16 protein-coding genes and 1 tRNA gene are annotated in these 13,522 nt (G+C 57.0%); 4 read left to right on the top strand and 13 right to left on the bottom strand.

Features of this window, described 5'->3' with window-relative positions; all coding sequences use genetic code 11:
• Positions 1–6 precede the first annotated feature (6 nt).
• The 5 genes from BM316_RS03275 to BM316_RS03255 form a co-directional block, all read right to left on the bottom strand.
• A complete protein-coding gene (locus BM316_RS03275; protein ID WP_090207447.1) occupies positions 7–990 on the bottom strand; it encodes a Gfo/Idh/MocA family protein in 984 nt (327 codons plus the stop codon).
• A 123-nt stretch (positions 991–1,113) separates the two neighbouring features.
• On the bottom strand, positions 1,114–2,010 hold the full coding sequence (gene rpoH, locus BM316_RS03270) for an RNA polymerase sigma factor RpoH (protein WP_090203933.1): 897 nt from the start codon (positions 2,008–2,010) through the stop codon (positions 1,114–1,116).
• 158 nt (positions 2,011–2,168) lie between these two features.
• Positions 2,169–3,215: an RluA family pseudouridine synthase gene (locus tag BM316_RS03265; RefSeq protein ID WP_242649729.1), complete on the bottom strand. Its 1,047-nt coding sequence runs from the start codon at positions 3,213–3,215 to the stop codon at positions 2,169–2,171.
• Positions 3,216–3,276: 61 nt separating this feature from the next.
• Positions 3,277–3,353 (bottom strand) — tRNA-His (locus BM316_RS03260).
• A 43-nt stretch (positions 3,354–3,396) separates the two neighbouring features.
• Positions 3,397–3,891, bottom strand: a complete 495-nt coding sequence (locus BM316_RS03255; protein WP_311135655.1) for a GNAT family N-acetyltransferase — start codon at positions 3,889–3,891, stop codon at positions 3,397–3,399.
• 63 nt (positions 3,892–3,954) lie between these two features.
• On the opposite strand from BM316_RS03255, the gene BM316_RS03250 reads away from it, so the two are divergent.
• Complete coding sequence (locus BM316_RS03250; protein WP_090203927.1) at positions 3,955–4,146, top strand: DUF6324 family protein; 192 nt, start codon at positions 3,955–3,957, stop codon at positions 4,144–4,146.
• Here the strand turns inward: BM316_RS03250 and BM316_RS03245 are convergent.
• Positions 4,133–4,591 (bottom strand): MmcB family DNA repair protein, encoded by a 459-nt coding sequence (locus BM316_RS03245; RefSeq protein WP_207493612.1) that lies wholly within the window; start codon positions 4,589–4,591, stop codon positions 4,133–4,135. The genes BM316_RS03250 and BM316_RS03245 overlap by 14 nt on opposite strands.
• A 316-nt stretch (positions 4,592–4,907) precedes the next feature.
• On the opposite strand from BM316_RS03245, the gene BM316_RS16645 reads away from it, so the two are divergent.
• Positions 4,908–5,054 carry a hypothetical protein gene (locus tag BM316_RS16645; RefSeq protein ID WP_165606531.1) on the top strand — a complete coding sequence of 49 codons (147 nt, stop codon included), beginning with the start codon at positions 4,908–4,910 and terminating at the stop codon, positions 5,052–5,054.
• A gap of 228 nt (positions 5,055–5,282) precedes the next feature.
• Here the strand turns inward: BM316_RS16645 and BM316_RS03240 are convergent, their stop codons facing one another.
• The 6 genes from BM316_RS03240 to BM316_RS03215 all read right to left on the bottom strand — a co-directional run bounded on the left by BM316_RS03240 (position 5,283) and on the right by BM316_RS03215 (position 9,049).
• Positions 5,283–5,621 carry a hypothetical protein gene (locus BM316_RS03240; protein WP_090203921.1) on the bottom strand — a complete coding sequence of 113 codons (339 nt, stop codon included), beginning with the start codon at positions 5,619–5,621 and terminating at the stop codon, positions 5,283–5,285.
• A 46-nt stretch (positions 5,622–5,667) separates the two neighbouring features.
• Positions 5,668–6,135: a transcription antitermination factor NusB gene (nusB, locus tag BM316_RS03235; protein ID WP_090203919.1), complete on the bottom strand. Its 468-nt coding sequence runs from the start codon at positions 6,133–6,135 to the stop codon at positions 5,668–5,670.
• Positions 6,132–6,671 carry a 6,7-dimethyl-8-ribityllumazine synthase gene (locus BM316_RS03230; protein ID WP_090203916.1) on the bottom strand — a complete coding sequence of 180 codons (540 nt, stop codon included), beginning with the start codon at positions 6,669–6,671 and terminating at the stop codon, positions 6,132–6,134. The genes nusB and BM316_RS03230 overlap by 4 nt, the downstream gene beginning before the upstream one ends.
• On the bottom strand, positions 6,671–7,801 hold the full coding sequence (ribB, locus tag BM316_RS03225) for a 3,4-dihydroxy-2-butanone-4-phosphate synthase (protein ID WP_090203913.1): 1,131 nt from the start codon (positions 7,799–7,801) through the stop codon (positions 6,671–6,673). The genes BM316_RS03230 and ribB overlap by 1 nt, the downstream gene beginning before the upstream one ends.
• Before the next feature lie 79 nt (positions 7,802–7,880).
• Entirely contained in the window at positions 7,881–8,453 is a 573-nt protein-coding gene (locus BM316_RS03220) for a hypothetical protein (protein ID WP_090203909.1), read from the bottom strand.
• On the bottom strand, positions 8,453–9,049 hold the full coding sequence (locus BM316_RS03215; protein WP_090203906.1) for a riboflavin synthase: 597 nt from the start codon (positions 9,047–9,049) through the stop codon (positions 8,453–8,455). Before BM316_RS03215 ends, BM316_RS03220 begins: the two co-directional genes overlap by 1 nt.
• Positions 9,050–9,132: 83 nt before the next feature.
• Between BM316_RS03215 and BM316_RS03210 the strand changes: the two genes are divergently transcribed.
• Complete coding sequence (locus BM316_RS03210) at positions 9,133–10,476, top strand: capsule polysaccharide biogenesis protein (RefSeq protein ID WP_446001688.1); 1,344 nt, start codon at positions 9,133–9,135, stop codon at positions 10,474–10,476.
• Positions 10,477–10,485: 9 nt separating this feature from the next.
• Complete coding sequence (locus tag BM316_RS03205) at positions 10,486–12,465, top strand: capsule polysaccharide biogenesis protein (protein WP_090203901.1); 1,980 nt, start codon at positions 10,486–10,488, stop codon at positions 12,463–12,465.
• On the opposite strand, the gene ribD is transcribed toward BM316_RS03205, so the two are convergent.
• Entirely contained in the window at positions 12,451–13,521 is a 1,071-nt protein-coding gene (gene ribD, locus BM316_RS03200) for a bifunctional diaminohydroxyphosphoribosylaminopyrimidine deaminase/5-amino-6-(5-phosphoribosylamino)uracil reductase RibD (protein ID WP_090207441.1), read from the bottom strand. The genes BM316_RS03205 and ribD overlap by 15 nt on opposite strands.
• Between the last annotated feature and the right edge of the window lies 1 nt (position 13,522).

The raw sequence follows: 13,522 nt of genomic DNA, 5'->3' as shown, positions 1-13,522 counted from the left end.
ATTCTCCTATCCTGTCGCGCCGCCCTTGGCGAAGACCATATCCATCATGTGCTGCGTCCCGCGCGAGAATTCAAGCGGGCAAGGGTAATCCACACCATCCTGCACTGACCGGACGAAATTTTCTACCTGCAGGACATAATGATTTGCCGCAGGCCACCGCTCAGTGGTGACGCGCTGACCTTCGGTTTCCAATGTCAGCTTGGCCACATCAAAAACATTTGCATTGAACGGACATGACAACGTCAGCACGCCCTTGTCGCCGTGGAACGTGATCCCCTGACGCGGGAACATTCGCATCGAAATCACGCTGTGAAAGTCGAAATCGGCAAACCGCGCGCCAAATTCGGCAAAGACATCCACGCCGTTATCATACTCAAGATTAGCACTGGTAATGATGTGCGGTTCGGCATCCGTGACAAAGCGTGCGGCACCCATGGTGTAGACACCAATATCCCGCAATCCCCCGCCACCGGCCTCGGGTCGGTTGCGGATATTCGCTGCGTCATCGTTGAAATAGGTAAAGGCCGATTCAACGTGTCTGAGCTTTCCAATCGCCCCAGACTGGACCAAGGCGCGCGCGCGAATGAATTGCGGGTGGTGGACGATCATAAACGCCTCTGCCGCCAGTCGCCCTGCTGTATCGCGTGCCGCAATCAGGTCATCTATTTGCGCGGCGTCCAAGGCGATCGGTTTTTCGCATAACGCGTGTTTGCCTGCCGAAAGTGCCTGTTGAACCCATGTGACATGCAGATGATTGGGCAGCGGGATATAGACTGCATCAATGTCATCTGCTGCGAGCAGTTTCTCATAGCTCTCAAACACTGCGATCTGAGGCGCTAGGGATTGAAACGGCGCAAGCTTCCCTTCTGACGCAGGGCTCGCCGTTGCGATTGCAACAAGCTCAGCACCTGAGGCCGCGTGAATTGCCGGTGCCATATGCTTTCGAGCAAAATTCGACGCCCCAAGAATGCCCCAACGCAATGGCTTCATCTCAATCTCCTTTTTGTCAGTGTTAGCGCCAACAAAAGGCGGATGAAACAAAGCTTTCGATGCGACACGAAAAAACCCCGCTGGAAACCAGCGGGGCGATACTCGTGACTGCCTTGAGGACCATTATGCCTCTGCCAGCATACCTTTCTGGCGGGCAAGTTCTTGCATCTTGGACTGCAACTTTTCGAATGCACGCACCTCAATTTGGCGGATCCGTTCGCGGCTGACGTCATATTGGCCGCTCAAATCCTCCAAAGTGGCTGTCTCTTCCGACAGTCGGCGCTGGACTAGAATGTCCTTCTCGCGATCATTCAACACTTCCATGGCTTGTGCCAATAGCTCACGCCGGGCGTCCAATTCGTCATGCGCTTCGTAATCTCCAGCCGTATCGGCGCTTTCGTCCTCAAGCCAGTCCTGCCATTGCGCGGCACCTTCACCGTCTTGGCTGATGGTCGCGTTGAGTGACGCATCACCGCCTGACAAGCGGCGGTTCATCGAAATCACCTCGTCTTCGGTTACGCCAAGGTCATTTGCGATGCGCTGCACATTCTCAGGCCGCAAGTCACCGTCCTCCAGTGCGCCAATCCGGTTTTTGGCTTTGCGCAGATTGAAGAAGAGTTTCTTCTGGGCCGAGGTCGTGCCGAGTTTCACCAAGGACCAGGACCGCAGGATGTACTCCTGGATCGAGGCACGGATCCACCACATCGCGTAGGTCGCGAGACGGAAGCCCTTTTCAGGGTCAAACCGTTTGACCGCCTGCATAAGGCCAACGTTCGCTTCGGAGATCACTTCGGCCTGTGGCAAGCCGTAGCCGCGATAGCCCATCGCAATCTTTGCCGCGAGGCGGAGGTGTGATGTCACCATCTTATGGGCCGCTTCGGTGTCCTCGTGGTCCACCCAACGCTTTGCCAACATATACTCTTCCTCAGGTTCCAGCATCGGGAACTTGCGGATTTCCTGCATATATCGGTTCAGCCCACCTTCAGGCGATGGTGCTGGTAAATTTTTGTAGTTGCTCACTGTCAATGCCCCCCATGTAACAAGGCTTAACATCAATATGGTTGCGCGCATCCCGGCATTCAAGTGCCTATGCGCGATTTGCTTTCATCAATATGAGCACACGCCTAACCATTGAACAGGGTCAAGTCCGTGCATTCACGCACATGGGATGCAATGTTTCAGACAGAACGCCGAAGGTTGGCGCAAAGTTCCCGCATGTCGGACGGCAGATCAGCCTCAAAACGCAAAACATCTGCCGTGACCGGATGGACAAACCCTAGTGTCGCCGCATGCAGTGCTTGGCGGGAAAACTGCTGTGCTGCTTCAACGCCCTGTGCTGCGAGCGCTTTGGGAGAAAGCTTCCGCTTGCCCCCGTAGACAGGATCACCGATCAGTGCGTGCCCACAATGGGCCAGATGCACCCTGATCTGATGGGTGCGTCCCGTCTCAAGCCAGCAATCAACCAGCGCCGCCGCCGGTGGTGTGCCAAACGGCTCAACCACGCGGACACGCGTTACGGCGTGGCGCCCTGACGCGAAGGACACCGCTTGCTTTTGGCGATCGGTTTTGTGGCGGCCAAGAAGTGTTTGCACCTTGAGGATATTGCCCGGCTCGAATGAGACCCCCTTGATCCCGCGCAAGCGTGGATCGTTCTGGTCGGGGACGCCGTAGCAAGCCGCCATATAGTGCCGTTCGACCGTGTGTTTTTCAAATTGTTCGGCAAGGCCGTGATGCGCCCGGTCCGTCTTGGCGACAACCAAAAGGCCGCTTGTTTCCTTATCAATGCGATGCACAATCCCGGGCCGTTTCTGCCCTCCGACACCTGAAAGGCTGTCACCGCAATGGTGGATGAGCGCATTTACCAATGTGCCACTAGGACTTCCCGGTGCGGGATGCACGACCATGCCCGCCGGCTTGTTGATGACGACAAGTTCGTCATCCTCGAATACGATGTCCAAAGGAATGGCCTCAGGCCCGATGTGGCTTTCAACCGACTCCGGTACGGAAATTGCGATCTCAGCCCCTTCGCTGACCCGAAAACGCGGATTGTCGACCATGACCCCATCGACCGCGACAGCCCCGTCGGCGATAAGTTTTCCCAGCCGGGAACGGCTCAAATTCGCCTCATCCGGTACATCACGCGCAAGCGCCTTGTCCAAACGCGGCGGCGGTGCCGCGCCAATCGTGAATTCAACCAAGGACATCATGTTCACTTCGCTCGCCATCTTCCCAAACTAATCCCGCCGGACGCTCCAGCACAGGCCAAATGCACATAAAGAGGGGAAGTGGTACCACCTCCTGGTCTCGAACCAGGGACCTCTTGATCCACAATCAAGCGCTCTAACCAACTGAGCTAAGGCGGCACAGGGGCGGATTTAGCTTCTCTGTTTTGCGATTGCAAGCCTTTCAGAAATGAATCCGCCAGGTCTCTTCAACAAGATCAACACCGAAAGAATGCACCTCTTTCGCATCTACACGCGCGAAACCGTTGCGCTTGTAAATCGCACCCGCTGCACGGTGGCTTTCATGAGTCCAAAGCGTAAGCCCACTATAGCCAGATTGCCGCGCGAAAGTGAGACAGCGATCCAGCAACGCCTGTGCAACGCCGGTCCCGCGCGCCTCTTTGTCCACATAGAACAAACGTAGCTTCGCCATGCCGCCGTCGGAAGCGACGCAGAAGATCGAGCCTAGCCTCTTGTCACCATCATGCGCGATCCATCCCCTTTCGCATGACGCATCGTGGTCCTCAAGGAATGCTCCGATGATCTCTGCAACAAGCGGTCCAAAGGTCTCGTCGAAACCCTCAGCATCACGGTAATGCGTTGCGTGTTCAGCAATCAGCCAGTCCGCGTCGCCGGCATTGAAGTCCCTGATCCCAATTTCCATACGAAAGCGTCTCACGCGCGGCCTTGTCAATCAAGCCAACGCTTTGCTAGGACACATAGATCAAACCAAGAGGAACGCATGGGTATCAACAGCGAACGCGACATTGAGGCCAACCTGCAGATCGGCCCGACAGATGTCGGCATGGTGCGGCTTTTTGTTGAGGCCGATGGGCTGGAAGTCCCAATGGATTTTGATCCCGACGAAGCTGACGAAATCGCCGAAGAAATCAAAGCGGCTGCTATGGCTGCCCGCGCTGTCAAAAAGCGCTGATAAATCCGGGATCCCTTGCGGCCTGTGCCCGAATGGCGGCATGACGCGCAAATTTCTGAACCATCACTTTTCTGCGTGGCGCAGTCAGACGGCTTTCGGCTCCCATCCGGATGATCTCGGCGTCATAGGGGTCGGCAATCATCAAACCGGTTTCTGAAGGCAGAAGTTCAGTCGGAAAGTCAGAATCGACAGCCCAAAAAAACCGGTCACACCATTCAAGATAGCCCTGCCACTTTTTGTCTGACGCAAAATCGGCACGGCTCGACTTGCATTCGATGATCCAGATTTCACCCTTCGGCCCCAGCCCCATGACATCCACCCGCAAGCCTGATGTCGGCACCAATTCTTCGACGGCGACGAAATCATGGCTTCGCAATGCACGGCTGACCCCGCGGGCCAATTGCTGACCTGGCAACAAAGACGACTGAAGAGCGGTATCGTTCATAACACCATACTGAACATTACGTGAACATTTGACAAGGCACATATGAGAATCAGGACAGCACATAGCGCGCTTTGCTTGTTCTAATTTATCGCAACAAGCGGTTCACATTGGTTTTATGAATGTAGTTATCTGATAAATACATTTACAAACAACGACTTACACACCTTTCAAAAGAAACCGTTCATCGAATTGCACCATCAATGTGACGCAATCCGGTCCAGCAAATCGCATCAAGAGGCGCAATCGTCACCCAAGCGACAACTTTTCGTCTGCTTTCGCGTTTAGTCTTTAGAGAACCGCTAGAAAGGAAGTTCCGATGTCCGTCTTGACCAGTATTTCGTTTTTCGAAGTGACAATGGCTCTGCTGTTTGTCGGTTTTGCTGAGCGCGTTCTTCTGGGTTACGCACCCGCATCAATGGTCGGTCGCCAAGGCTGGCTCCTTCGCGGCGAAATCGAAGAATAATCGCCCCTTCTACCTTGTCCTGACTGACTTTGAGGCCTACCTGTCTGTCCGACGGGTTCTGCGCTTCTCGTATACTATAGGTACATGTCCAGTGGCCTTAAGCAAATCCGAGGGAGCTGGCTCTGTGCGGACCCTGGTTCGTTTACCCGGCGCCCACCTGTAATCACAGGTCCTCGGGATAAGTTACCTCTACGGTCGCCGTGGTTCCCGTCACATCCGAAATGATAACTAAAACTTAGAGCGCTTCTGCTGACGCGCTGGAACGAAGACCGGTGCGCCGGTGCCGCCGCCCTTATGGTCATTGTCATGCCTGTCATCAGGCTCTGCCTGCGACATCACCACGATCGCAAATTGCACGCTTCCGAAGACCGTGCCATTGAAAAACCACAACAGGAAGAGTGCCATCGGACCAACATCTGATCCTGCTATGAGATGTCCGAGTCCAGCAATGTCATAGTAAAGCAGCAACGCGACAAAGACAGCCGACAGGCCAAACCCGACCGCGCAGTGCCTTAAATAGAGGCGCATGAGGCGCGGTTCTGGCTGGTGTTTGCGATTGTCTGACATAGGCTAAAGCTAATCCACCGTCCCGAAAGGGCAAGCTTTCCTCCGTCTAGAAAGCGTCCGGCCGTGCCTCGCGCGCCATATGGTCCAACACAGCGTTGACGAACTTCGGCTCTTTCCCGTCAGAAGAAAAGGCTTCGGCAATCGCCACAAATTCACTGATAACGACCTTCGGTGGTGCATCTCTCAGGATCAGCTCACCACCTGCGGCGCGGAAAAGTGCGCGCCAAGTTGGGTCGATCCGCGCGATGGGCCACTTCGCCACCAAAGCACGGTCTGTCATCTGGTCGATCTTGGCTTGCTCATCGACTGCTTTGTCCATCAGGCCACGGAAAAGATCGACATCTCCCTCCGCCATCTCGCCTTCGTCATAGGTCGCACCAAACCGGTGATCCTCGAACTCGCGCATCACAGCATCTGCTGTCTGGCCAGAGGCCTCCATCTGGAAAAGCGCCTGAACCGCATAGAGGCGGGCGGCGGATTTCATTTTGCGTTTCTGATTGTTCGAGAGGGTCATGCCTTGTCCGCGTTGTCGCTGCTTCCGGCCATCAGGATATCGCGGGTAAATCCGACGCCCTTTTCGGCCTTGCCCCACTTACGGGCGAGCGCAATCAGGTGCAAGGCCGCTGCTGCGGCGCCGCCACCTTTGTTCATCTGATCCGGATCAGCCCGGACAGCGGCCTGTTCGTATGTCTCGACCGTCAGGATGCCGTTGCCGATGCAAAGCCCCTGAAGTCCCAAAAGCTGGATCGCGCGGCTGCTGTCATTGCAGACAGTGTCATAATGCGTCGTCTCGCCACGGATCACGCAGCCCAGCGCAACGTAACCGTCAAAATTGCTCATCCGCTCTGCAATGCCGATCGCTGTGGGAATCTCCAGTGCACCAGGCACCTCGACGATCTCCCATGTTGCACCTGCCTTTTCGATTTCGGCTTTGGCACCCGCCACCTGATGATCCGAGATATCCTTGTAATAAGGTGAGGCCACGATCAGGATCTTTACGGGCTGATCAAATTCCGGCAGCGGGATGATGTAGTGCGATGCTCCGGCCATTATCCAATCTCCGAAATTTTGCGTGTACCGACAATTTCCAAGCCGTAGGCATCCAAACCGACGACCTTCGGCTGCGGCGAATTGGTGAGAAGTTCGATTTCGTGCAAACCAAGAGAGGACAGGATCTGCGCACCCAGCCCATACTGGCGGAGTGTCTGCGGCGAGGCTTCCTCGTCTGCGTGCAATTTCATGTGCACATCACGCAAAAGCACCAACGCGCCGCGTCCTTCGTCAGCGATCAGCTTCATCGCGTCACCAAATTCATTACGGCGGCCCTTTGGCCCGACGCCAACCACGTCAAGCATCGGATCAAGAGCATGCATACGCACCAACACAGGTTCAGGTGTGGTGATGTCGCCTTTCACCAAAGCGATGTGCTCGGCACCTTGGGTTTCGTCGGTGTAGATGCGCAGTTCCCATTCACCGCCGAATTCGGACTGGATCGTGCTGGTTTCACGGACACGCACCAGATTGTCGTGGCGGCGGCGGTAAGCAATGAGATCACTGATCGTGCCGATCTTCAGCCCATGCAACTGCGCGAAGGCCACCAGATCGGGAAGGCGCGCCATTTCACCATCTTCCTTCATAATCTCGCAAATCACGCCCGAAGGGTTCAGACCGGCAAGCCGCGAGATATCGACCGCCGCTTCTGTATGGCCTGCCCTGACCAGCACCCCGCCATCGCGGGCGCGCAGTGGAAAGACATGGCCTGGCGTCGCGATATCGGCAGCACCCTTGCCGGCATCAATCGCCGTGGCGACAGTGCGGGCACGGTCGTGGGCCGAGATACCTGTGCTCACACCCTCACGCGCCTCGATGCTGACCGTAAACGCGGTTTCATGGCGAGAAGAGTTATGAGACGCCATCAAAGGCAGTCCCAAGGCGTCGATCCGCTCGCCCGGCAGAGTCAGACAAATCAATCCGCGACCGTGCGTTGCCATGAAGTTGATCGCATCCGGCGTCGCCATCTGGGCCGGGATGACCAGATCGCCCTCGTTTTCGCGGTCCTCGTGGTCGACCAGGATGAACATCCTGCCGTTACGAGCGTCTTCGATGATTTCTTCTGTGGTACTGATTGCATCAGACCAATCACGCTCTACCGGTCCTGGCTGTTCGAAATTCGTATTCATCTGTTTTCCCGCAGTCGATCCTGACCCGCAGATAGCCGAGCAAACGGCCTTTGGAAAGGTTGGATACGTCCCTGTGACGTCAGGTGGCGGCGCGACCCGCCCCGAAGAAGTCATCAGCCGTCAGGTAGCCTGCCATGCGGCCCGCTTCGGCCCATTCCCGCTCGAACGCAGTGTCGCCGATCATCAGCCAACGATCTGCCGGTTGGCCGTCAGTCGTCGCGATTGCTTTGATCTTGGTGCGCATCTCTGACCAGCTATCGGTGAACGCAGGTGCAGCAAATGCGCGATCAAAATCTTCCATCGCAGCAACACGCTCGACAGAAACGGGTCTGTGGACAATGGCGTGACGCAGCGCACCGGTCACTTGCCGCAGCTTTTCCTTCTGCTGCAGCGGCAGGTCATCACCCGTGCGCAGTATGCGAAGGGCATTGTTTGAAAACAGGAAGCCGATCAGGTCATGTCCTGTATGCGCCCTGATCCCGGCATAGGTCTTGTAGGGTAAACCCAGTTCTTCGGCGCGGCGCACACGGCGACGGATGATTTCGACCGGCAGCACCCCTACCAGATCCTTCCGGGCCTTCTTCCAGACAAAGCTGCGCCAAGCCTTACCGGGTTCATCTACTCGACCGGAGTTGTGTCCGATGCCAGCCATTATCCGTATTCCCGCAGCCGGGCCACATATCGCGCCATGGTGTCGATTTCCAAATTGATGCGGTCGCCAACACTCACATCTCCCCAAGTCGTTGCTACCTTGGTGTGAGGAATAAAGTTGATGCCGAAGTCTGTTCCGTCAACCTCATTCACGGTCAGCGATGTGCCGTTGAGAGCAACCGATCCTTTGGGCGCGATAAATCGCGCCAGCGCGTCGGGGGCACGGAATGTGACGCGCGTGCTATCACCTTCGTCTGCCATAGCGACAACTTCGGCGACGCCATCAACATGGCCCGAAACGATGTGACCACCGAGTTCATCGCCAACCTTCAGCGCACGCTCAAGGTTCAAACGGCTGCCCACTTTCCAATCACCAATGTTGGTCAGCCCCACGCTCTCTGCTGAGATCTCTACATCAAACCAATTTTGCGGGTCTTGGCCTAGCGCAACCACCGTCAGGCACACGCCGTTGCAGGCAATGGACGCACCGATGTCGATGCCATCGACATCATACCCGGTCCCGATCCGCGCGCGCAGGTCGCCGCGCTGTTCAAGCTCAAGCACTGTACCGATATCTGTGACGATGCCCGTAAACATGATTTCTGATCCTCATAGTGTCGCCACAGACCTAGACCTTCCCCATTGCCACGACAAGCCAGACAGCTTGCCTTCTGTCAGAAATGCGGTCAGGAGATATCGCTATGGCTTCTGCTGTCACCAGATTTCAGAAAGGCCACTCTGGCCGTCGGTTCCTGTTCCTTCAGGGTCCGCACGGTCCGTTTTTCCGCAAATTGGCTGGAATGCTCCGTGAAACTGGCGCGGACGTTTGGCGTGTCGGCTTCAATGCAGGGGACCGAGCCTTTTGGGGACGTGCGCCAGGTTATCTTGCTTTTCAGGATGACCTTCGTAAGTGGCCCCAGACATGCAAGGCACTTCTTCAAGAAAAGCATATTACCGACATTGTGCTTTACGGAGACACGCGACCCGTTCACGCGGAAGCTATAAAGCTTGCCAGAACGATGGGCATCTGCATCCACGTTTTCGAGGAAGGATATATGAGGCCCTATTGGGTCACATACGAGCGTGACGGATCAAACGGCCATTCGGCTTTGATGCGTATTGATGTGGGCGAAATGCGCGACAGGCTGGCCCGTTCCGATATCGACATGCCGACCCCGCCTGCGCAATGGGGAGATATGCGACAGCATATCTTCTACGGCGCGGCCTATCACTGGTTCGTCATGTTCTGGAACCATCGGTATCCTTCGTTCAAGACGCACCGCGCGCTTCCTGTCCGGCAGGAAGCAGCACTCTATACCAAGCGGCTACTGCTTATGCCATTTCTAGCGCTTGAAAGGAGATGGCGGACGCGGCGCATCAAGGCAGGCGGCTATCCCTACCACATCGCCCTGCTACAGCTTGAACATGACGCAAGCTTTCAGGCGCATTCGCCATTTGCGACAATGCAGGAGTTTATTTCGCTTGTCGTCGCCGGATTTGCTGATGGCGCACCATCGCATCATCATCTTGTCTTCAAGGCACATCCGCTGGAAAACGGCAGGGCGCCATTGCGCAGGCTGATCGAACAAGAAGCCCAAAAGCATGGTATCCGCAACCGCGTCCACTACCTGCGCGGCGGAAAACTTGCACAGGTGCTGACAGAGGCGCGGTCGGCGGTCACGGTGAACTCCACCGCTGGGCAACAGGCCCTCTGGCGGGGCATACCGCTGAAAGCCTTCGGAACAGCCGTTTACAACAAGCCAGAGTTTATCTCGGACCAGCCCCTTGCCGCATTCTTTGCCAACCCCAAACGCCCTGATGCGGCGGCTTATCGCGACTACCGTCAGTTTCTGCTCGAAACGAGCCAAGTGCCGGGTGGTTTCTATTCCAGCTCCGGCAGACGCCAGTTGCTCCGGATGGTCGTCGACATGATGCTGCAAGAGGCCTCGCCCTATGACGCCTTGGTGCCTACGCGACAGAAACCACCTGCAATGCGCGTTGTCGGTCGCGGAAGCCTCGACTAACCTGCGGCGATGACGCAAGGCACGCGCAAAAATCTTTATGTCTATAATGGTGGCTTTCTCACGCAAGGCAGGGTCAGGCGTATCCTTGATCTCGCGGGCTATGACATCAAGCTGGGCGCACCCGATGGCGATGATCTGGTTGGGGTCTGGGGCCACAGTCCAACAGCGCCCCGCGGCGAAACCATCGCTGCGCGCAAAGGCAATTCCGTCGTCAGGGTGGAAGACAGTTTCCTTCGCTCTGTCGGACTTGGCCGTGATGGCGATCCGCCCATTGGCCTGAATATTGATCGCAACGGCGTGCACTTCGACCCCGAAACGCGATCTGACCTCGAGATGGTCCTTGCGGAGACCCCGCTTGATGACACAGCGCTTCTCGACCGTGCGCGAACAGGGATTGATTTGATGCGCAAGCATCAGCTCTCGAAGTACAACCTTCACGACCCAACGCTTTCCGCGACCAAACCGGGGTATGTGTTGGTCATTGACCAAACGCGGAAGGATGCATCCATCAAAGCCAGCGGTTGTGACAGCAATTCCTTTCGCGAGATGCTGTTTTTCGCTCTCACCGAGCACCCTGGCGCCCGGATCATCATCAAGACCCATCCCGAAACATCAGCCGGCCACCGAGAAGGTTATTTCGACAAGGACGATGAAAACGAGCGTGTCACGATTGTTGACGCACCCATATCACCTTGGGCGCTTTTTGAGGGCGCCGTCGCCGTCTATACGGTGAGCTCGCAACTGGGATTCGAGGCAATCCTCGCCGGACACAAGCCGGTCGTGTTGGGGCAGCCGTTTTACGTGGGTTGGGGGCTCACGGATGACCGCAAGCCACTGCAAAGGCGGCAGCGCAATCTGACGCGCGCGCAACTCTTTGCGGGGGCAATGATCCTCTATCCCAAATGGTATGATCCCTATCACGACCGCCTTTGCAGTTTCGAAGAAGCGCTTGCCACACTTGCCGCGCTCACCAGAACGTGGCGCGACGATCACAAGGGCTGGCAGGCCGAGGACATGCGCTTGTGGAAGCGCAAACCCTTGCAGCAGGTTTTCGGCAGTGTGCAGCCACTGAAGTTCGGAAAACCACGAGGTCAAACCAACAGACGGGTTATGCGCTGGGCCGCCAAAGGAGGCGACGGAGCCTGCTTGGTGGAAGATGGGTTTTTGCGATCACGCGGGCTTGGCGCGGATCTGATCGCACCGCTCAGCCTCGTGATCGACGACTTGGGAATATACTACGACGCGACCAGACCGAGCCGCTTGGAAGTTATCTTGAACGAAAGCGATGGTCTGAGTGATGCCGAACGGCGGCGCGCTGCCGCCCTGATCGCGCGGATCACCGACGCGGGCCTCAGCAAGTATAATCACGGTCAGACGGTCGTCCCCGATCTGCCAGAAGGTCGCCGCATTCTGGTCCCCGGACAGGTCGAGGACGACGCCTCAATCCGATTGGGCGCAACCGATATCAAGACAAACAAGGATTTGCTCGCTGCCGTGCGGAAGGCCAATCCTGCTGCAAAGATCATCTACAAACCGCATCCCGATGTGGAGGCAGGGTTAAGGCCGGGTAAAGTTGACGATGCCGATCATATCGCGGACGTTGTCTTGGAAAATGTCCATTCGGTCGCCGCTATTGAAGCCGTTGACGAAGTCTGGACGATTACATCACTGCTGGGGTTTGAGGCCCTCTTACGAGACACGCCAGTCACCTGCCTCGGGATGCCCTTCTACGCGGGGTGGGGCCTGACCGATGACCGCGCAATGCCGATCACAAGACGCACAGCGCGGCTGGATCTGACAGCACTGGTGCATGGCGCGCTCATCGCCTACCCGCGGTACTTCGATCCTGTGACACGTTTGCCCTGTCCGCCCGAAGTCATCGTGGATCGATTGGAAAATGACGACATTCCGCCGCCTGGAGCGGCAAACCGCGCGCTGGCCAAATTACAGGGTGCATTCGCAAGCTATGCCTTTTTATGGCGCAGGTAGGCGCCGCCATGTGTGACAGATGTCACCGCCGACCGTTGCGACCGAAGACAAGGTAAACCGGGGCGCATGCGCCAAACCGTCCACACCCATGGCGGCAAGCATAGGAGTGCCCTCTGCGCCGATCGTGGCACCGGCAGAAAAGACCACAAGCTCGTCGACCAGATCGGCATTAAGTAGCGATGCCGCCAACATCCCGCCGCCTTCGCAAAAGACACGGGTGATCCCGCGCTCCGCAAGCATCTTTAGCGCAGACAGCGGTGCAACCTGACCGGAAACAGTTTCGCAAGGCAGGCTTACCGCACCGTTTTCAACCCATGACGCAACATTCGCGCCAGCCCCATGGCATAGCCAGACTGGCACCTTGGCTGCAGTCCGCGCCAATTGGCTGCCCACGGGGATTTTCATGGATCGCGACAGGACAACACGGACCGGCTGACGCGTGATACCCATGTCGCGCACCGTCAACGATGGATCATCAGCTCTGACGGTCCCCGCGCCAACCATCACGGCGTCATGTCGCGCGCGCATGGCGTGGACAGCACGACGAGCGGCTTTCCCCGTGATCCACTTGCTCTCACCGGTCGCGGTAGCAATGCGCCCGTCTAAAGTACCGGCAAGCTTTAAAGTCACGAATGGACGGCCTTCTCGCACCCGCAACAAGAACCCCGCATGATCGCGCGCGGCGGCATCAGCGCAAACCCCGACTGTCACATCAATACCGGCGTCCTGCAGCATCCTCAGTCCACCACCGTCCACGCGCGGATCAGGATCACTAAGCGCGACCACGACACGGGCGATTTTTGCATCAATCAGGCTTTGAGCGCAGGGCGGCGTTTGCCCATGATGCGCGCATGGCTCTAGCGTCACATAGGCCGTCGCACCCTCCGCAGCAGCCCCCGCTTGCGCCAGTGCGCGCGTTTCTGCATGGGGTCTGCCGCCATCGGCCGTCCATCCACGTCCGATGATCTTGCCGTCTTTGACAATAACACAGCCGACTGCGGGATTGGGCCAAACACGACCCCAGCCTCGTCGCCCCAGCGACAAGGCCAGCGCCATG

This window comes from Yoonia litorea (genome assembly GCF_900114675.1).
Lineage (GTDB): Bacteria > Pseudomonadota > Alphaproteobacteria > Rhodobacterales > Rhodobacteraceae > Yoonia > Yoonia litorea.
This window is presented reverse-complemented; position numbering and strand designations above follow the sequence as displayed.